This window comes from Prevotella heparinolytica (assembly GCF_004342845.1).
Lineage (GTDB): Bacteria > Bacteroidota > Bacteroidia > Bacteroidales > Bacteroidaceae > Bacteroides > Bacteroides heparinolyticus.
Genome location: NZ_SLXB01000003.1, coordinates 164,063 through 182,305, shown reverse-complemented (window position 1 = coordinate 182,305; position 18,243 = coordinate 164,063). Strand labels below are relative to the sequence as shown.

The following is an 18,243-nucleotide window of genomic DNA, read 5'->3' as shown; positions in this document are numbered from 1 at the left end:
TGTATTTAGTTGAGTTTATAGCAGAACCTCCCAAAACCGTCGGGGCAGGCAGATGTTGGTAATCTCTGTGGCCTCTTTAAACAGTGGGGCAATCTCGGCCGGTGTGAATCCGGCAATGCCGCAGCCTATTTCCGTGACGAGGAAAGTCTTTTCGGGATGCATTTCGGCAAACTTGATGAATTCGTCCACATAGGGTTTGATGTCTTCCGGGCCGCCGTGCATGGTAGGGATGCCGTAAGTCTGTCCCTGCAACCCGCTGCCTTGTCCCCAAACGGCGCCCCATTTGCACCATGCAAGCAGTGCGGCACCTCCGCCGTGCTCTCCGGCAAGGTTACTGCCGAAGACAAAGATTTCTCCGGGTTTTAATTCGGTGATTCGGTCGGATGTTGTTCTTGCTTCCATATTGCTTTCGTTTTTTGGATTGACCGGCACAAAGATAAGCAGAAATCTGCCAATCTCTATTTTCTTTTGTATTTTTGCAGTGTCAAAAAGAGGTGCAACCGCGTTTGACGCTTGTAGATTGTTTTTGGAATGAAATGCTTATGGAAATAGATTTAACCACTCCCGCATTGTTGTTTTCGGCCATATCTTTGATTATGCTGGCATATACCAACCGTTTTCTTTCATACGCCCAATTGGTGCGTACTTTGAAGGAACAGTATATGGAAAACCGTTCGTCGGTGAAGGCCGCTCAGATTGCCAATTTGCGGAAACGCCTTTATCTGACACGCGCCATGCAGGTGACGGGCATCGGCAGCCTGTTGCTGTGCGTGGTGAGCATGTTCTTTATTTATATTCAGTTGCATCTTGTTTCCGTCTATATCTTCGGCTTGGCGTTGTTGTTGCTGATAATCTCTCTCACCATTTCCATCTACGAGATTTATATCTCCGTCAAAGCATTGGAATTACATCTCAACGACATGTATAAGAGGGATTGACACATTCCGTAATAGACGACAGTTTTGCCTATAAACACGCTAACACGTTCCATCAGTATGAACGAGTGAACCTCAGGTGATAATGTTCTGCACCGGAAGTTCCGATTCTCCCCATTCTATCATTGCATTGAAAAGCCGGATGGTGGAGAAGGCCGGGAGGTCTTCGCATCTAAGCTCCTTTTCTGCAAGAATACCTTTGTTCAACAGTGAAGCCCGTTTTGTGCCTTTCAATAGCGGTTGCCGGGGCGTGTACCAATGAGTACCGTCGAAAAGAGCGATGTTGGCAATGGATGTGTCTGTCAGTAGTTCGCGCTTCACTATCAGGATATCGTCGCATGTTCCCCGCTCGGAAAAAAGATGATTCAATGTCTCGCGTCGGGCGCTTTTGTAGGTATAGTCCACCGTGTCGCAATGAATCAATGCCAGAGATTGTATGCGGCGCAGCAGATAGGGGGTATAGTCTATCTCCTCAATTCCGTTTTCGCCGTACACCACACGTGCCTTGACAATTCCGGAGACTGCGGGAGGTTGTAAATAATCTGCCAATTGTATAGGCCGGCTTGCCGGCCAGAAGTGTATGCGGGTGGCATTCAATCTCCGGTCGTGGTAGGAGAGGTTGCAGACCTCTCCGTTGCAGATGCGTATGGTTTCAATAAATCGGCACATATATTTTCTGTTTCACTTCGTTGTATTCGCTTTCCCATCGGCTTTTGGCGGTGATGCCTCCTCCTGCTTTAAAATAGAGTTGCTCTTCGTTTTCCTGTTCGATGAAGCGTATCATGACAGCGCTGTCCAGTTTCCCGTCTGCATAATATCCCATGATGCCTGTATAGAAGTTCCGCTCGAAGTCTTCCGCCTCCGCAATGATTTGCATGGTTTTGGGCTTGGGAGCACCGGTGATGGAACCGGCCGGCAACAGGCGGAAAAGGATATCTCCGATGTGTTCCTTGTAGTCGGGAGGCAATGTTCCGCAGATTTCGGAACTGGTTTGCAGAATAGGCCCTTTATTGGTTTGCAGGCGGTCGATGTAGCGGTAAGAGGTCACTCTGACGTGGTCTGAAACCATACTCAGGTCGTTGCGTATCAGGTCTACGATGGTGGCGTGTTCGGCAGCCTCCTTGACATCCTGCATCAGCGTCTGCTCGGCGTCCGGCAGCGTGGCGTCTATCGTTCCTTTCATCGGGAAAGATTTGATTTCTCCGGCTTCGATACGGATAAATATTTCAGGGGAGAAACAGACGAACTTGTCCTTCAGCCACAGCTTGTATAATGCCCTTGAATGCAGGAAAATCTCTTTCAGTGTCAGGTTGGTGTTTATGGGAATTCTGCATGTCAGGTTTGTCAGGTAACTGTTGCCTGCCAGCAGATTCTGTTTCACAATGTCGAAAGCATGCCTGTATCCGGCAGGAGAGGGAGGAATATATTGCCAGTCTACTGTTCCGTCATATCGGGGAATATCTGCGGCGATATTTCCTTTTCCTCTGAAGAGGTAAAGACAAGAGGAGGCGTCTATCTTGTCTGCCTCCTCGATGTACGAGTGTTCCTGCTTGTAGTCTATGATAAAGAGGAAGGGCGTTCCGGCCTTTGCCAGCACGTTCATCTTCTCTATGGCTTCTTTTCTACCGTATGACTTCATTGCTTGTTGTCAATCTCTTTCAGCAACTCCTCCACTGCTGTTTTCAGTTGCGTGTCTTCTCCTCTCACGATTGTTTCGGGTGAGTTGGCCACTTTGATATCCGGTTCCAGTTGCAGGTTTTCCAGATACCTGCCGTCCGGCAGACGGTAGCCAACAATGGGAATGCCGAAAACCAACGACGGGTCTTGCAGTGTTTCCCACGATACGCTGGTCATGGTGCCCGGCACCGGCATGCCTACCAGTTTGCCTAACTTCTGATGACTGTAAACCCACGGTGTGCCGTGTGCATTGGAGTAATTGGCTTCGCATGTCAGCATAATGGATGGCTTGTTCCAGCGACGGCTGGGCATGTCGCAGGCCTCACGGCCGCGAACCACTTGAGTGAAATATTGTTTACCGCTGAACAATATCTCTATGTCTTCGTGTAGACGTCCGCCACCGTTGAAGCGTGTGTCTACGACAATACCTTCACGGTTGTTGTATTTCCCCAAGATGTCAGAATAAATAGAACGGAAGCTGCCGTCGCCCATCGACTCGATATGTACGTAGCCCAAACGTCCGCCTGACCATCTGTCCACATCTGCCGCACGCTGTTTCACCCAACGGGCATAAAGCAGATTGCCGGCTGCTCCGTTGCTGATGGGTATTACCACTTCGTCCCAGCGTTCTCCGTTCTGCGGGTTGTACAATGATACGAGCGTCTTTTTCTTGGCCTTGTTGTTGAGCAGTGTGTAATAATCCATTTCAGGGGTTATCTCCATGCCGTCTATTTTTTCGATGACCGTGCCGGCTTTCACTTTGGTATTTGCCGTGTCGAACGGGCCTTTTTCCATCACTTCGGCGATGCGCATGCCTTGTTCCCGATAACTCCAGTCGAAGAGCAAGCCCAAGCTGGCGGTCGGCTCGGTTTGTCCTTTAGGGCGGAAGCGTCCTCCGGTGTGCGATACGTTCAATTCGCCCAGCCATTCGCTCAGCAATTCGGCAAAGTCGTAGTTATTATTTATATGGGGTAGGAACTTGCGATAGGCTGCTGTCATGGCATCCCAATCCACTCCGTGCATGTTTGTGTTGTAGAAACGCTTTTGCTGCTGCTTGTATACATGGTCGAACATGTATTCTCGTTCGGCAGCCAAGTCCATCTTCACATTAGCTTGATAGGTGATTGTTTTCAATGCGTCCGAAGATACATCCATCTTTTGCATGCCTTTGCTACCCAGCAGGAAAAGGGCCTTCCCTTCTTTATCCAGTTCCATAGATGCCCATCCGGCATCCATCTTGTGAAGCAGTTTGGTTTCCTTCTTGCGCAGATCCATTTTCCAAAGGTCGTAGCCTTTCTCAAAAGACGACAGATAATAAAGCGTTTCGCCGTCTTGCGAGATGATGGCGCTGCCCATGTTCGAAGAATTGGGAGTGAGACGTATGATACGGTCTTCGATGTTCGTCAGCTCTACGACAATATCTTTTACCTTTTCTTTTTTCTCCTCTTTGTCATCTGTGGTTTTGCCGTCTTTCTTTTGGCCTTTTGCCTTACTTGCTTCTTTTTCTTTTTTCTCTTTCTTTTGTTCTTTCTCCAACTCTTTGCGGAGTTCGTAGTCTTCTTTGCTCAAGCAATATTTGTCGTAGGCATCCCTGTTAAGGAATACGAGCATGGCATCATCTTGCGACCCCCACGAGGCATGGGCGCGCATACCGTAACGCTCGGTGGTGAAGAGAATGGCATTGCCTTCGAGTACAAAGCGAGGTGAGCCGCTTGTATAGCCGCTATTGGTCAGGTTGATGATATTGCTTCCTCCCTGTGCACTGACAAGGCCGATGTCTGAGTATGGGTCGTGCTTGTTTCCGATAAATTCAAGCGTGAACCATTTGCCGTCGGGCGACCAACAGTAATCGAAACCACCTCCGGTGTTGTACCACGTAGAACCATCGGTGATTTGGCGTACTCTCTTAGTCTCCAGATTGATTACCATCAAGCGGTTGCGGTCTTCAATGAAAGCCAGTTCCTTGCCATCGGGCGAGAATTGAGGATAGGCACGCTCTATGGTGGAGGAGGGGAGTAATACCTCTTCTTTAATTAAGGTTGCATTAGGGAAATTGGGATCTTCTTTGCGTGTAATCTTGGCGAGGTAGAGCTGCCAGTTGCCGTCACGCTCGCTGGCATAGGCCAGTGTGCGGTTATCCGGTGCAAAGGTCAGTCCGGCTTCGCGTGCCGGGGTATGGGTAATCTGTTTCGTCGTGGCATATTCGGTAGCTGTTACGAACACTTCTCCACGTACGATGAAGGCTACTTGCTTCCCGTCGGGCGAGACAATGGCGGAAGTAGCTCCGTCGGAGAACTTCAGGTTGTCCAACTGCGGTTGGTCATCGCGCACAATCTCTATGTCGACTTTCTGCGGAGCGGATTCGTTTCGCTGGGTATAGATTTCACCATCGTAGCCATAACATAAGATTCCGTCGTTGCTCATGGACAGGAAACGTACGGGATGGGTCTTGAAAGCGGTAATCTCTTTGACCGATTGCGGTTGTGCGAGCGGAAATGAATAGACATTGAAAGAACCGCCGTTGCGTTCGCTCAGGAAGTAGACGTTTTGTCCGTCGGGCGACAATACCGGATTACGGTCTTCTCCTTCCCGTCGGGTGAGGTTGGTGTGCTTTCCCGTTTGGGTGTCATACATCCAAATGTCGCGGGTAACGGAAGAGGTATGATGTTTTCTCCATTCGTTTTCAGAACCTTTTTTATCTTGGTAGAAGAGTTGTTTGCCGGACTTGTCGAAGCAGACAGCTTCGGCAGGAGTGCCCAGCACCTGTTCGGTACGTCCTCCTGCCACCGGCACTTTATAAAGTTCCGTCATGGCGGAAGAAGGGAAAAGGGCACTGCTTGCAGGGTCTTGGATGGATGCGGAAAACAAAATGTACCGGCCGTCGGGAGTGAAAGCTGAAGGCAGTTCACCGGCAGAATTTGTAGTCAGCCGTCGGGCAGCTCCTCCATTGGCCGGCATCACGAAAACGTCGAAATTACCGTACCGGTCGCAGGCAAAAGCTATCTGCTTTCCGTCGGGCGACCAAACAGGGTTGCATTCGTACGTCTCTCGCGTGGTGAGTTGTGTGGCGGTTCCACCTTTGGCAGACACCTTGTAAATGTCTCCTTTATAGCAGAATACGATTTCTGTTCCATCCGGAGAGATTTGAGCGTCACGCATCCAGAGAGGAGTGACGGCATGGCCGGCTATCGCCGTAAAACCCAATGCAATGGTTGCAAGAATTTTCTTCATAATTAGTAGGATTGATTTGATTTAGATGATCGTTGCGTGTAAACGCTGGTCAAGACCAAGGATGATAAAGTGTGCATGCTGTCATTTCATGCCTCTTGCCTTGTAGATCTGCTCTTTGGCATTATTGATGCTTTGAAACTTCTCTTCTGCTGCTTTCTTTATATCTTCTCCCAGTGTCGCAACCTTGTCGGGGTGATGTTTCAATGCCAATCGGCGATAGGCAGCACGCACTTCTTCATTCGTGGCTGTCGGGCTTATTTCCAACACTTTATAAGCCCCTTCCAATGAATTGCCACCCAAGTTGAGCATAGACTCCACTTCTTTTATTGAAAGCCCCATGTAGGTCGCTACCTCTTTCAGCGCCTCTATTTCTTCGTTACAAACATGCCCGTCGCTTTTGGCTATTTCTACCAGAAAAACGAGTAGTTGCAGTCTTTGTTCATAAGTCAGATTGATGGCGATTTGCTTGCCACAATCCCGGATGGTGTTTTTAAAGGCCATCGGATTCTGTTCATCCATTTGTTTGCGTTGCTCGAAGAGGTTGAACAGGATTTGTTGCCCTTCACTGACGGCTGCTTCGCCGAAAGTCCTTCGCAAGAAATTTCGTACAAACTCCGTCTCGCTGTGCATGATGCGTCCGTCCGCCCGAATGATGTATGAAGCCATTACAAGCATGGAGAAAAGAAAACTGTTTCGTTGTCCGTCATACGTGGCTTTTTCTCTTGTTGTGTCTTCATAAAAACCTTTTGAACTTTCTGTCGGGTCTATATCAAACAAATATCCCAAGGCGTATCCTGCCAAGGCACCTAGTGGCCCTCCGGCCATAAAACCGATGATACCGCCTATCCATCTTGTTACTCCCATAATCTGTTTTTTTATGTTTTAGAATACAAAAATAGAAATTTTGGATGAGAATTCCGGTCGTCAAGTCGGATATTCATCCACAACGTGGCGTGAAGTCAGTTGTTCGTTTCCAATAGTTTGATGAGATATTCCCGTTGGAGTGAATAAGCATCTGCCTCTTTTTGTACATATTTCAGCAGTTGGAGCCCGTCTTGGCGAAGCCGGGATTTCAGCAAGATGTTGTCTTCTATCTCTTCAGACAGCCGCAGCATGTTTATACCTGCCAATTCTATTTTATCTGTCCGGTCTGTTTCTTCCTTATATTTTTCGATAAGCTCCTGTATGTCTATGTTCAACAGTTCTTTAGAGGAAAGGCCCAATACTTGTTCCGCCATAGCATCATATTCTTTCCACTCTTTCTGTTGGATTCTCTTTTTATTCAGAATGGCGTTTACGACCAGGGTTATAATTTCCTGAATCATTCGTATCAGATAGTCTTGTTTTATCATGAAAGTACGTTTTTGAGAATGTTTTGTTATAGGTGATTGGCAAATATACTGATTGTTTTTCAAAGGATAAAGCTCTTTCTGCTATCTTTTATTGGAGTTTGACTATGTGCTATTATGCACTCTATCACGCTCTTATTCTTGTATGGGTTCTATGGTCTCTCAAAGTTATCCAATAAAAAATGAACAAAAGATTTGCTGTTTTAAAATAAAGCATTACTTTTGCATCCGCAATTCGGGGTGTAGCTCAGCCCGGTTAGAGTACGCGTCTGGGGGGCGTGTGGTCGCTGGTTCGAATCCAGTCACCCCGACTGGTGAAAATGAAGGAGTTAAGTATTATACTTAGCTCCTTTTTCTTTATCTCGATTATTGTTTGATTACTCCTAAAATATTGCCTATGTATTTCTCTTGGCATTATAAAGAAAAAGAGATTAACGGATTGAGTGTCCAATCTGTTAATCTCTTTTTCTTTTGTCGGAATGAGGCGACTCGAACGCCCGACCCCTACGTCCCGAACGTAGTGCGCTACCAACTGCGCTACATTCCGCCTTTGAAAGTGGTGTCACCAGGAATCGAACCGGGGACACAAGGATTTTCAGTCCTTTGCTCTACCAACTGAGCTATGACACCATTTCTCGGTTTGCGGGTGCAAAGATAAATAGTTTTTTTTATACCACAAGGCTTTTCAAGAAAAATATCTAAAAAAGGAGGAAGCTCTCTTGGCGGAGTGCTCATAAAGAATTATTCCTGTTCGATAAAATTTTTGCCCCATAATGTTATTTCCCGTAAAGCCGATTATATGAAATATACCCTACGTACTTCCAGATTCGGAATCTTTAGAAAGGAAAAACATTTACCTCTTGGGGAACTCTCCTCCTCGCCCTGGCTCGCTATATAGATGCCTTCGGCTGTAAGTATAGATGCAGCACGCTCGGCATATAGATGCAGTATGGTGGAGATATATCCCCACCAAAGCCAGCCTGCAGATATCTCTCGCAAGGGATACTTCTCGACAAACGATTAGTGTTAATTCTTGACAGTATGACTTCCCGATTGAACAGAACACGGAAAAACCGACTTTTTCTCCGTTTCCGAGGTTTATCGGACAGTTGCCATTGCCGATGAGCAAACAAAATGAAGATGTAACAAAGCACACAGCCCCAAAGTGTGTTCCGTGGAAGCAATAATGATATCTGAATTCGGAATAGGCGGTTGCTTTTTCTAAAGACGAGGGGCTGCATCCTATCGGCCGGATATTTCTTGAATGCACCGGTTTACAGCGGTCAGGCAGAAGAGAGCCTTTTATGCCGACCGCCTTCCCCTTGTTTGACAGCTGCAAGCCTTTGTCGTGACAGAGGCAAGTGTTCAAGCCGACAGACACTTGTGTTTGACGTGGCAGACACAAGTGTTTGAGCCGTCAGATAGAAGTATCTGACAGGTCAGAGGTAAACGTCTGATAAACACTGGGATTTGATTTTAAAATACAAACTGCCGGATGAGGTTATCGACCAGCTTCTTATCCCGAACTTAGGTATAATGATGAGTCTTTTAGGGTGAAAGTTTTTTCTTTCGTAGAGGATTGGCTGCATGTTCACAATTTGTTTATCTTTGCAAGAAAAGCATAGAACTATGAGTATAGAGTTAGGAAAATTCAATAGGCTGGAAGTGGTGAAGGAGGTTGAGTTCGGTATGTATCTGGATGGTGGAGAGGAGGGGGAAATCCTGCTCCCGTTGCGCTATGTTCCCGAAGAGTGTAAGGTAGGGGATAAGTTGAACGTTTTTATATATCTGGATAATGAAGAGCGCTTGGTGGCCACTACATTGACGCCATTGGTACAGGTGGGACAGTTCGCTTGTCTGGAGGTGGCCTGGGTAAATCAATACGGTGCCTTCCTTGACTGGGGTCTGATGAAAGACCTTTTTGTCCCTTTTCGGGAGCAGAAGCTGAAAATGCAGGTAGGAAGGAAATACGTGGTTCATGCTCATCTGGATGACGAGAGTTACCGCATTGTAGCTTCGGCGAAAGTGGAGCGTTATCTTTCCAAGGAGCGAGCGGCTTACCAACCGGGAGAAGAAGTCGAAATCTTGATTTGGCAGAAAACGGATTTGGGTTTCAAGGCTATTATTGAACATCAATACGGCGGTCTGCTTTACGAAAGCGAGATCTTCCGACCGTTGCAAGCGGGCATGACGCTAAAAGCATACGTGAAGCAGGTGCGTGAAGATGGCAAGATAGACTTGATGTTGCAGAAGCCGGGAGCCGGGAAAGTGGAAGATTTTGCGGTTACCCTTTTGGAGTACATCCGCGAACAAGGTGGTACTACCTCACTGAATGATAAAAGTCCCGCAGAAGATATCTATGCCGTTTTCGGTGTTAGCAAGAAAACATTCAAGAAGGCAGTGGGGGATTTATACAAGAAACAGTTGGTGATACTGGAAGATAACAAAATAAGGATTAGGAATTAGTCTTTCATCTTTAGGAATTCCCCTATCTATAAATAGAGACAATCATTAGGGAGAGGGACTTTCTCTTCCTACTTTTGTCGTACAATCAAAAAGAGTAAATCGTGATATGACAATCCATAGGGAGTCGCATCATGAGATAAATTGCTAAAAAAAGGAGGGGTTATGAAACGGATAATATTTGTTTTTGTTGCAACGATGTTGAGTTTCACAGTTTGCAATGCCGCTATGAGCAACAGCCGGCTGCGTAAGGAAACCCGTTTCCTTACAGATAAAATGGCTTATGAACTGAATTTGAGCACGGAACAGTATAACGACGTCTATGAAATTAATTATGATTTCATAGACGGTGTACGCTATCTGATGAATGATGTACTCAGGGGTGAAGAGTGGGCATTGGATCGTTACTATGACTATCTGGATATGCGTAACGACGACCTGCGTTGGGTGTTGAGCAATCGCCAATATGCCCGCTTTGTGCAAACGTCTTATTTCTATCGTCCGATTTATGTCGATAACGGGCGCTGGGCTTTCAGAGTCTACGTTACGTATTCCAATCACAACCATTACTATTTCCCGCAACCGTATCACTATCGTACATATCGGGGTGGACACGGTAGGGCACACTATGACAATAGTTATTATAGAGGACGTTACCGGTATCCCTATTATACAGGGGCATGGAGTATCAGAAACGATAAATCCTATCATGCCAACCGTCGCTCTGATTTTGAATCGGTGAATGTGCGGTCCAACTCTGGCAGACGTCCTGCCGATAGAGACGATGTTTATACAACAAGGCGCAGCAGTCGGGAAATAAATACCGATACCCGTCGCGATAGCGCTAATGGCAGGAATATGGATATGCGCCGCAACAATGGTAATGATAAGAACAGTAATGTTCGTCGTAGCGACAGAGATGAGAGGAGGAGTACAGTGCGTCGTAGTGCTGACGAGCTAAGGAATAATGATGTCCGCCGCAGTAACAATAATTCTCGTGAAAGCATAGACAATAACAGTAATCGCTCGCGTAGAAGAAGTGCGGAAAACGCAACGGACGAGAACAATAGTGGGCATGTTCGTCGCAGCAGATGATAGACTGACAGCCGGCGATTGTTCTGAAGATATTCAGTAAGCTTTGGGTGAGTAATGAACAGAACGATAGCAAAAAAGAACAAACGTGATGGGAAAATATGATTTTGACAAAGTGATAGATCGTCGGGGCACCGGTGCCTTGAAGCTGGATATGTTGCAGGAATATTACGGTGACCCCGACTTGCTACCCTTGTGGGTGGCAGATATGGACTTTGAGACACCCGCTTTCATCACCGAAGCATTGCATAAAAGGCTGGAACATTCCTTATTCGGCTATACAGTGCCACCGGAGGAGTATTGGCCCACGGTTATTCGCTGGATTTCCACACACCATGATTGGGAGGTGCGGCGCGAATGGCTGACCTATATTCCGGGGATTGTGAAGGGCATCGGTATGGCTGTCAACGTGTTTGTAAAAGAAGACGAGGAGGTGATCATACAACCTCCCGTCTATCATCCTTTCCGCCTTACACCTTTGGCCAACGGGCGCAGAGTGGTATATAATCCGCTTCGTATGAACGAGGATGGCTCTTACAGCATGGACTTCGAGAATCTTGAGGCTGTGACCGGAGAGAAATGCCGGATGTTGATTCTTTCCAATCCGCACAATCCGGCAGGCATTGTATGGGATAGGGAAACGTTGGTACGTCTGGCCGATTTCTGCCATCAGCGCAATATCCTTGTTATTTCCGATGAGATACATTGTGATATGGCACTTTGGAATAATAAACACATTCCCTTTGCCTCTGTTTCGGAAGCCGCTGCCGCTTGCAGCATCACGTTCGGCGCACCTTCCAAAACGTTCAATATCGCAGGTATTGTCAGTTCCTATGCCATTGTGCCGAACTCCATTATCCGGCAGCGTTTCTTCAATTGGCTGAAGGCAAATGAACTGGGCGTACCCGCGGTTTTTGCACCCATAGCCACGATTGCTGCTTTCCGGGATGGGGAACCTTGGCGCAGAGAGATGTTGAAATATGTGGAAGGGAACATCGATTTGGTAATTGACTATTGCTCTGCCTGTCTGCCTCAAATCAGGCCCTTGCGTCCTCAGGCATCATTCTTGGTATGGCTAAACTGCCGTGGGCTGGGATTGGGTCACGATGAACTGGTGGATTTTTTTGTGAAGAAAGCTCGATTGGCATTGAACGACGGCGAGATATTCGGGCAGGGTGGCGAAGGTTTTATGCGGCTGAATGTAGCTTCTCCGCGTTCTGTGATACGAAAGGCATTGGAGCAACTCCGCCAAGCTGTGGTAGAGTTGTAGAATCACTAATTGTTGTCACTTGTTACAAAGAAAATCCCCTCTTTTCCGGTGTATGAAATGGAAAGAGGGGATAAATTAAACACAACAACTAAAATTATATTATTCGCTTCACTTTTCAGTGATGGTTTTAATGGGCTTCATCCGTATATCTTCTCATTCGATGGCTTTCCCTTTGTAGAAATCCAATATCTTGGTACGGAACAGATAGTCATATTTGGCTTGTAGTTCGTCCGATTGCGCCTTCATAAGATTCTGTTTGGCTTCATTGTATTCCACGGCATTGGCTTTTCCGTTTTCATACTTCTCGCTCATCAGCTTGAACGATTCCTCGCCGGCAATGGTGGCGGCGTGGCTGCTGGTGTACTTGCTCTCAGCTGCTGCGGCATTATACCACGCCTGCTGAATTTCTTTGTAAAGCACCTTTTTGGCATTGTCCAGTTGCAAGGCATGGTTTTCGTGTTCCAAACGTGCTGTGCGTACACGGTTACGGGTAGCCAGACGATTGAAAATAGGTATGTTGAGGCTGAACCCTACATATTTGTTGAAGTTGTCGTTCATCTGCTGGCTGAATGTACGGTCGATGGTGGAGTAATAGTTCGTGCCAAGGCTGCCGTTCAGACTCAATTGCGGGTAATAGTTGCTTTGGGCAATGCGGATATTGTGCTTGCTGCCTTCCAGACGGAACTGTGCGGCTTGGATGGAAGCTTTGCTCGCCATCGCTGTCTGAAAGATTTCGTCCGGAGGAGTGAGCGGTATCAAGTCCGGATTCACGGTTGGAGATTCCAACCTGAAGCCTTCCGGAGTCTCCAGCTCGATAAGCTGGCTGAGGTCGAGCAGTGCCAGTTTGTAGCTATTGTCGGTCTGCACCACATTCATTTCATCCTGCGCCACACGTGCTTTGGCTTCGGCCAGTTCGGCGGGAGAGGCTTTGCCCAGTTCTGCCAGCCGACCGATGCGGGCATATTGCTCTTTGCTTAATTGAGCCTGCCCCAAAGCTACCTGATGCAACTCTTCGTTGAACAACACTTGCAGATAGGCCGAAGCTATGTTGATTGCGATATCTTCTTTGGCCTTGTCCAAGTCGGCCATGGCGGCTTTGAGGTTCAGTTTTGCCAGTGCATACCTGTTGGGAATTTCCAGACCGGTAAAGATGGGAATATTGGTATTGACGGAGAAGTTGGTGCCGTGGCTGCTGGTATTTACGTACACGGTGGAATAATTTCCGGTGTCTTCGTTCTTGATGGCCGTTTGTGTGCGTCCCCAGTTCCAGCTTTGACCGGCATTGGCATTCAGATTCGGCAGTCGTGCCCATTTGGCCGTATTTACTTCTACGGCACTTTGTTTAGCGGCATTGGCCGTTTGGCGGATGCCGATGTTATGTTCGATGGCATAGTCTATGCATTGGCGCAAAGTCCACCGCTCCTGCGCTTGCACCGAGATGCAGCCCAATATCACGAGGGATAGGAATATCTTTTTATGTTTCATATTATATCTGTTGTTAGGCTATTACAGTTTATTTATCCTTTTTCTCTGCTCCGCGAATTTTGTCTTTGGCGGTAATCCCACTCTTGATGGCAATTTTGATGCCGTCGCTCATACCCACTTTAATGGGGCGGCGTTCAAATTTTTGCGCCGGTATGCTATCCGTCATCACATATACAAACGTGCTGTCTCCGCTGAATTCCACAGTGCTTTCCGGCAGAGCCAGTACCTTCTGCGCACGTTCCAGTACGATTTCTGCGTTTGCGGAATAGCCCGAACGAATCTGTACGCTGTCAGGAGCCGATATGGCTGCTTTGATTTCAAACTGGTTGGCACCGTTCTGTTCCACGCCTTTCGGAGATATATATTCCAATATGGCGTTGAACGATAAATTCTGCAAGGCACCGATGGTAAGTTTCACCGACATGCCTTCGTGTACGCGTCCCACTTCCGTCTCGTCAATGTTGCCACGGAAAATCAGGTCGTTCATATTGGCTACGGTAGCTATCGTGGTTCCGTCGTTGAAAGTATTACTCATAATAACCGAGTTTCCCACTTTGATGGGTACATCCAAAATCAGTCCGTCAATCGTAGAGCGGATGAGCGTGCTGCTGAAAGAGGCGCTGTTCTTGGTGATACCTTCCTTCACGATTTCCAGATTGTCTTTGGCTGTCTGCAACTCTTCGCGTGCCTGCTTTACGGCCACTTCTCCTTTTTCATATTCTTCGGCACTGATAAGTTTGTCTTTATATAATTTCTGTGTACGTGCAAAGTCTGTTTCGGCCTGTGTCGCATTGATTCCGGCCAGTCGTACGCGGCTTTCGGCAGAGTTCAATGTTCCTAACTCCGGAATCACTTTCACTTTGGCTATGACCTCGTTCTTCTTGATGGTTTGCCCCGCTTCCTTGTACACCTCTGAAACGATGCCCGAAATCTGCGGCTTGATTAGAACTTCATCTCTCGGCTCTACCTTGCCGGTAGCCACGGTGGTTTTTTCAAGGTCTGTCACTTCCGGAATTACGGTTTCGTACACCACTACCTTAGGCCGGGACTTTTGGTACAGGAATACAAACGTCCAAATAAACAAGGCAGCTACTACTACCAACAATGCGATTTTCAGATACTTTTTAGTTTTCATCTTATTCTTATATTATTGTTTTATTTTACAATATTGAGATTTTGCTGTATTGGGAATCTTGTTTTTATTAATGGGAATAAACCTGTACGTGTAAGATATTTACTCGTCCCTTATGGCTTCGATGGGCTTGATGTTCATGGCCCGATAGGCCGGTGCAATGCCGGCGGTGATTCCCAGCGCCATTACCATGATGGCAGCGCCTATCGCCATTCCGAAACTTACTTGGAAATCGGCCGGCAGATTAGAGGATTCCATGCCCATATTCATCATTTGCAATATAAATACGGAAAACGAGATGCCTGCCATGCCGGCAATCAGCGTCAGCACCATGCTTTCGGTCAGAATCTGCTCCATGATGGTACGCGGTGTGGCTCCAATGGCACGGCGGATACCTATCTCCGTGGTGCGTTCCTTTACGGTCACCATCATGATGTTCGACACGCCGATGACTCCGCTTATCAGTGTGCCCAAACCAATCATCCATATCAGCAGGTTGATGCTCTTGAATAGTGAATCGACCATTGAGAACAAAGCTTCGGCATTTAGAAACTGCATGCACTGCGTGTCGTCCGGATGCAGCAGATGGTATTGCTTGACGACACTTTCTATGTGCGGTTGCACTTCCGTCACTTTATATCCCGGTTTCATGGTGAGGCACATCAGCCCGATATCACCTCCGATGTTGTAGGTTGCGGCATAGGTGCTGAAGGGAATGGCGATGCTTTCGTCCGCGCTGCCACTTATCTGTATGTTGCCGCTTGTATCGCCTGCCATGCCAATCACCTGATAGTAAATGCCGTCTGCTTTTATCAGTTTTCCGCAAGGGTCGACATCCTTTCCGAATAATTCTTCGCTGACCTTTTTCCCGATGAAGCATACTTTGCGTTTCTCCAGAATGTCAATATCGTTAATGAAGCGGCCGTATTTTACCTTCTGCTTTTCTATAAAGTCGTATTCGGGATAAAGCCCTTTGATAACCACGCTTTCACTCTTCTTGTCTTGATAGACGGCAGTCGCACCCCATCGGTTCTGTAAGCAGGTCACGATGTCGACACCTTCTATCTGACGCACTCGCTGTATGTCTGTCTGTTCCAGATTCCACCAGCGACCTTTGCGGAATCCTTTGTAGGCTTCTCCGGTGCGTTGCGGCCAGACGAAAGCCGAGTTTTGTGCGAATCCCTCGAAGTTGCTGCTCATCAATGCTTTGAATCCGTTTCCTCCACCCATCAGGGTCACCAGCATGAAAATGCCCCAGAATACGCCGAAAGCAGTCAGTAAGCTGCGCGTTTTATTACGCGTGATGGTAAGTAGGATTTCGTTAAATGTATCTAAGTCGAATTTCATAATTTTCCGTATAGTCTGATAATTTTTTAGGATGCGGCTTTTTAATCGGCTCTCAATGCCTCTATCGGACGGGTCTTTACGGCCTTTAGCGCAGGAAACAGGCCTGCCAGAGTGCCTGCCATAATCAGGGTCATTGTAGCGCGGATGGCAATTCCTAAGTCCACGGTAGGATTCAGAAACATGGTTTGCTGTTGTACTCCTATATCCATTACGGCCTTTCCTGCCGTCATGTTCATGTATTCCGTCACTCCTACTCCCGCCACCATTCCTATGTAGCCGAAAAAAGCCGTGATAACCACACTCTCCACGATGACCAGCTTCAGGATAGACCAAGGACGTGCTCCCAAGGCTTTGCGTATGCCGAATTCTCTTGTCCGTTCCTTTACGGTAATCAGCATGATGTTCGATACGCCGACAATGCCGCTCAACAAAGTGAAGAGCCCGATAATCCAGATGGCTGTCCGCATGTAGTCGGCCCCCTTGTTCATCTGCGTCATTTGGGTGAAGCGATTCCATATCCAGATGGCGCCGTCATCGGTCTTGTCGAAACGTTGGTGAGCGCCGATGGCAGCCCGGTAGTCCGCTTCGAAAACCTTGTTTTCTTCTTCCGTATTCAGGTCTTTAATACTCATCAGGATGTTGTTCAACTTGTCTCCTTTGTTATATACCGTCTGTAAGGTGCTGAAAGGAACGAATACGTCTTGTCCGCCACTGTTTCCCTTATCCTTATAGACACCTACCACTTGAAACATCACACCTCCCATATTCAGCATTTTTCCAAGCGGCTTCGCTCCATGTTTGAAAAGTGTTTTCACCGAGCGTTCGTTGAGGATAGTCACTTTCCTTTTCTCACGGATATCCAATTGATTGATAAACCGTCCTTCGACCACGGTGGGGCGTTCTATCTCCAGATAGTTGGGATGTACGCCCATCAGTCGCTCGTTGATGTACTCGTTGCCATAGCTGATGTTCATGCCGCTTTGGTATATCACAGCCCCCGCATTTTCCACATGCTTCCGCATGTTTCGGGTGATGGTGAGGTCGCCGTTGTTCAGTTGGATTCTCCTTCCCTGACTCAGTCCGTCATAAGGTTTGCTGGTCCATCCGGCGCCCACTTTTATCGAATTCATGGCCAACGAAGCCATTTGTTCGTTTTGTGCATTCATCACCCCGTTGCCTGCTCCCAACAGCAGAATAAGGATGAAGATGCCCCATGCCACAGCAAAACCTGTGAGGGCGGTACGCAGTTTGTTGCGTTTGATGGTTCCGTATATTTCCTGCCAAAGGTCTATCATCTGTTCAATTTATTATTTCCTTATTTACAATTTTCAATTTACCAGGCAATGCGGCGAACCGGATTGCGGTTACGTTTTCTGCCGTCCTGTCTCCCGGTTACTTCATGAGTCCGTCTTTTCCGAAAGGCGAAGCGTCGTGATTCAGATTCTCTTCGATATTGCCTATGATACCATCCTTGATGTGGATGATTTTGTCTGTCTGATTGGATACGCCGCTTTCGTGGGTCACCACTACGATGGTCATGCCGGCTTTATGCAGGTCTTTCAGAATCTGCATCACTTCCACGGATGTCTTGCTGTCCAGCGCGCCGGTAGGTTCATCGGCCAAGATTATCTGCGGTTGGGTGATGAGGGCACGGGCAATGGCCACACGTTGCTTCTGTCCGCCGGACATTTCGTTCGGCATGTGGTGCGCCCACTCTTTCAGTCCCAAACGGTCCAGATATTCCATTGCCAACGCGTTGCGTTTGCGGCGGCTCACCCCTTGGTAGAAGAGAGGGAGGGCTACGTTTTCCATGGCATTCTTAAAAGAAATCAGGTTGAACGACTGGAAAATGAAACCGATCATTCGGTTCCTGTATTCGGCGGCTTTCGTCTCGCCGAGGTTTTTGATGAGTGTACCATTTAAATAATATTCTCCGGTGTCGTAGTTATCCAGAATGCCCAGAATGTTCAGTAATGTGGATTTTCCCGAACCGGATGCTCCCATGATGGAAACGAATTCTCCCTTTCCGATGTGGAGGTCGATGCCTTTGAGCACATGCAGAGGTGCTCCGTTGTTGTAGGTCTTGTTGATTTCTTTTAGCTGTATCACGGTTTCACTGTTTATTACTTGCTTTGGTTTTCGCTATTTTGACTATTAGACGCAAAGGGGGTGTCAAAAGTTGCAGTAGAGGAACACTTTTTTAAAAAAAGATTTTGCAGTGTCATTTTTCTTTGTGTAATTTGTAACCATAAATAATATTAA

The 18,243-nt window shown here is 47.3% G+C and carries 15 protein-coding genes and 3 tRNA genes; 5 read left to right on the top strand and 13 right to left on the bottom strand.

What is annotated here, in order from left to right:
* Window positions 1–15: 15 nt before the first annotated feature.
* The gene (locus EV202_RS03210; protein WP_131925385.1) at window positions 16–402 is read right to left on the bottom strand and encodes an A1S_2505 family phage non-structural protein; all 387 of its coding nucleotides are present in this window, start codon (window positions 400–402) and stop codon (window positions 16–18) included.
* A gap of 140 nt (window positions 403–542) precedes the next feature.
* On the opposite strand from EV202_RS03210, the gene EV202_RS03205 reads away from it, so the two are divergent.
* Window positions 543–938, top strand: coding sequence for a DUF2721 domain-containing protein (locus EV202_RS03205; protein WP_106043418.1), 396 nt, complete (start codon window positions 543–545; stop codon window positions 936–938).
* 72 nt (window positions 939–1,010) lie between these two features.
* Here EV202_RS03205 and EV202_RS03200 read toward each other — a convergent pair whose 3' ends face one another.
* The 5 genes from EV202_RS03200 to EV202_RS03180 form a co-directional block, all read right to left on the bottom strand.
* Entirely contained in the window at window positions 1,011–1,604 is a 594-nt protein-coding gene (locus EV202_RS03200) for an aminotransferase class IV family protein (protein ID WP_131925383.1), read from the bottom strand.
* Window positions 1,588–2,574, bottom strand: coding sequence for an aminodeoxychorismate synthase component I (locus tag EV202_RS03195; RefSeq protein ID WP_106069027.1), 987 nt, complete (start codon window positions 2,572–2,574; stop codon window positions 1,588–1,590). Before EV202_RS03195 ends, EV202_RS03200 begins: the two co-directional genes overlap by 17 nt.
* The gene (locus tag EV202_RS03190) at window positions 2,571–5,843 is read right to left on the bottom strand and encodes a S41 family peptidase (RefSeq protein WP_131925381.1); all 3,273 of its coding nucleotides are present in this window, start codon (window positions 5,841–5,843) and stop codon (window positions 2,571–2,573) included. The genes EV202_RS03195 and EV202_RS03190 overlap by 4 nt, the downstream gene beginning before the upstream one ends.
* Window positions 5,844–5,924: 81 nt before the next feature.
* Window positions 5,925–6,707, bottom strand: a complete 783-nt coding sequence (locus EV202_RS03185; RefSeq protein ID WP_131925379.1) for a DnaJ domain-containing protein — start codon at window positions 6,705–6,707, stop codon at window positions 5,925–5,927.
* 95 nt (window positions 6,708–6,802) lie between these two features.
* Window positions 6,803–7,195 (bottom strand): hypothetical protein, encoded by a 393-nt coding sequence (locus EV202_RS03180; RefSeq protein WP_131752181.1) that lies wholly within the window; start codon window positions 7,193–7,195, stop codon window positions 6,803–6,805.
* Window positions 7,196–7,428: 233 nt separating this feature from the next.
* Here EV202_RS03180 and EV202_RS03175 point away from each other — a divergent pair.
* Window positions 7,429–7,503: transfer RNA gene (locus tag EV202_RS03175), tRNA-Pro, on the top strand.
* Between the two features lie 163 nt (window positions 7,504–7,666).
* Here the strand turns inward: EV202_RS03175 and EV202_RS03170 are convergent.
* A tRNA-Pro gene (locus tag EV202_RS03170) sits at window positions 7,667–7,739 on the bottom strand.
* Between the two features lie 10 nt (window positions 7,740–7,749).
* Window positions 7,750–7,822 (bottom strand) — tRNA-Phe (locus tag EV202_RS03165).
* A 999-nt stretch (window positions 7,823–8,821) separates the two neighbouring features.
* On the opposite strand from EV202_RS03165, the gene EV202_RS03160 reads away from it, so the two are divergent.
* From EV202_RS03160 to EV202_RS03150, 3 genes are all read left to right on the top strand, one after another.
* Window positions 8,822–9,658 carry a CvfB family protein gene (locus tag EV202_RS03160; protein ID WP_131925377.1) on the top strand — a complete coding sequence of 279 codons (837 nt, stop codon included), beginning with the start codon at window positions 8,822–8,824 and terminating at the stop codon, window positions 9,656–9,658.
* A 162-nt stretch (window positions 9,659–9,820) separates the two neighbouring features.
* The gene (locus tag EV202_RS03155) at window positions 9,821–10,750 is read left to right on the top strand and encodes a hypothetical protein (RefSeq protein ID WP_131925375.1); all 930 of its coding nucleotides are present in this window, start codon (window positions 9,821–9,823) and stop codon (window positions 10,748–10,750) included.
* Between the two features lie 88 nt (window positions 10,751–10,838).
* Complete coding sequence (locus EV202_RS03150; protein ID WP_207903428.1) at window positions 10,839–12,017, top strand: MalY/PatB family protein; 1,179 nt, start codon at window positions 10,839–10,841, stop codon at window positions 12,015–12,017.
* 153 nt (window positions 12,018–12,170) lie between these two features.
* Here the strand turns inward: EV202_RS03150 and EV202_RS03145 are convergent, their stop codons facing one another.
* From EV202_RS03145 to EV202_RS03125, 5 genes are all read right to left on the bottom strand, one after another.
* A complete protein-coding gene (locus EV202_RS03145) occupies window positions 12,171–13,502 on the bottom strand; it encodes a TolC family protein (RefSeq protein WP_131925371.1) in 1,332 nt (443 codons plus the stop codon).
* A gap of 28 nt (window positions 13,503–13,530) precedes the next feature.
* Window positions 13,531–14,637, bottom strand: a complete 1,107-nt coding sequence (locus EV202_RS03140) for an efflux RND transporter periplasmic adaptor subunit (RefSeq protein WP_125238019.1) — start codon at window positions 14,635–14,637, stop codon at window positions 13,531–13,533.
* Window positions 14,638–14,736: 99 nt separating this feature from the next.
* Complete coding sequence (locus EV202_RS03135) at window positions 14,737–15,981, bottom strand: ABC transporter permease (protein WP_106069019.1); 1,245 nt, start codon at window positions 15,979–15,981, stop codon at window positions 14,737–14,739.
* A 41-nt stretch (window positions 15,982–16,022) separates the two neighbouring features.
* Window positions 16,023–17,276 carry an ABC transporter permease gene (locus tag EV202_RS03130; protein ID WP_131925369.1) on the bottom strand — a complete coding sequence of 418 codons (1,254 nt, stop codon included), beginning with the start codon at window positions 17,274–17,276 and terminating at the stop codon, window positions 16,023–16,025.
* 97 nt (window positions 17,277–17,373) lie between these two features.
* On the bottom strand, window positions 17,374–18,090 hold the full coding sequence (locus tag EV202_RS03125) for an ABC transporter ATP-binding protein (protein ID WP_106069017.1): 717 nt from the start codon (window positions 18,088–18,090) through the stop codon (window positions 17,374–17,376).
* Window positions 18,091–18,243 lie beyond the last annotated feature (153 nt).

Bases quoted from the DNA above. Each gene is read 5' to 3' on its own strand.
- EV202_RS03210 (WP_131925385.1), bottom strand. From the start codon at position 402: ATGGAAGCAAGAACAACATCCGACCGAATCACCGAATTAAAACCCGGA.
- EV202_RS03205 (WP_106043418.1), top strand. From the start codon at position 543: ATGGAAATAGATTTAACCACTCCCGCATTGTTGTTTTCGGCCATATCT.
- EV202_RS03200 (WP_131925383.1), bottom strand. From the start codon at position 1,604: ATGTGCCGATTTATTGAAACCATACGCATCTGCAACGGAGAGGTCTGC.
- EV202_RS03195 (WP_106069027.1), bottom strand. From the start codon at position 2,574: ATGAAGTCATACGGTAGAAAAGAAGCCATAGAGAAGATGAACGTGCTG.
- EV202_RS03190 (WP_131925381.1), bottom strand. From the start codon at position 5,843: ATGAAGAAAATTCTTGCAACCATTGCATTGGGTTTTACGGCGATAGCC.
- EV202_RS03185 (WP_131925379.1), bottom strand. From the start codon at position 6,707: ATGGGAGTAACAAGATGGATAGGCGGTATCATCGGTTTTATGGCCGGA.
- EV202_RS03180 (WP_131752181.1), bottom strand. From the start codon at position 7,195: ATGATAAAACAAGACTATCTGATACGAATGATTCAGGAAATTATAACC.
- EV202_RS03160 (WP_131925377.1), top strand. From the start codon at position 8,822: ATGAGTATAGAGTTAGGAAAATTCAATAGGCTGGAAGTGGTGAAGGAG.
- EV202_RS03155 (WP_131925375.1), top strand. From the start codon at position 9,821: ATGAAACGGATAATATTTGTTTTTGTTGCAACGATGTTGAGTTTCACA.
- EV202_RS03150 (WP_207903428.1), top strand. From the start codon at position 10,839: ATGGGAAAATATGATTTTGACAAAGTGATAGATCGTCGGGGCACCGGT.
- EV202_RS03145 (WP_131925371.1), bottom strand. From the start codon at position 13,502: ATGAAACATAAAAAGATATTCCTATCCCTCGTGATATTGGGCTGCATC.
- EV202_RS03140 (WP_125238019.1), bottom strand. From the start codon at position 14,637: ATGAAAACTAAAAAGTATCTGAAAATCGCATTGTTGGTAGTAGTAGCT.
- EV202_RS03135 (WP_106069019.1), bottom strand. From the start codon at position 15,981: ATGAAATTCGACTTAGATACATTTAACGAAATCCTACTTACCATCACG.
- EV202_RS03130 (WP_131925369.1), bottom strand. From the start codon at position 17,276: ATGATAGACCTTTGGCAGGAAATATACGGAACCATCAAACGCAACAAA.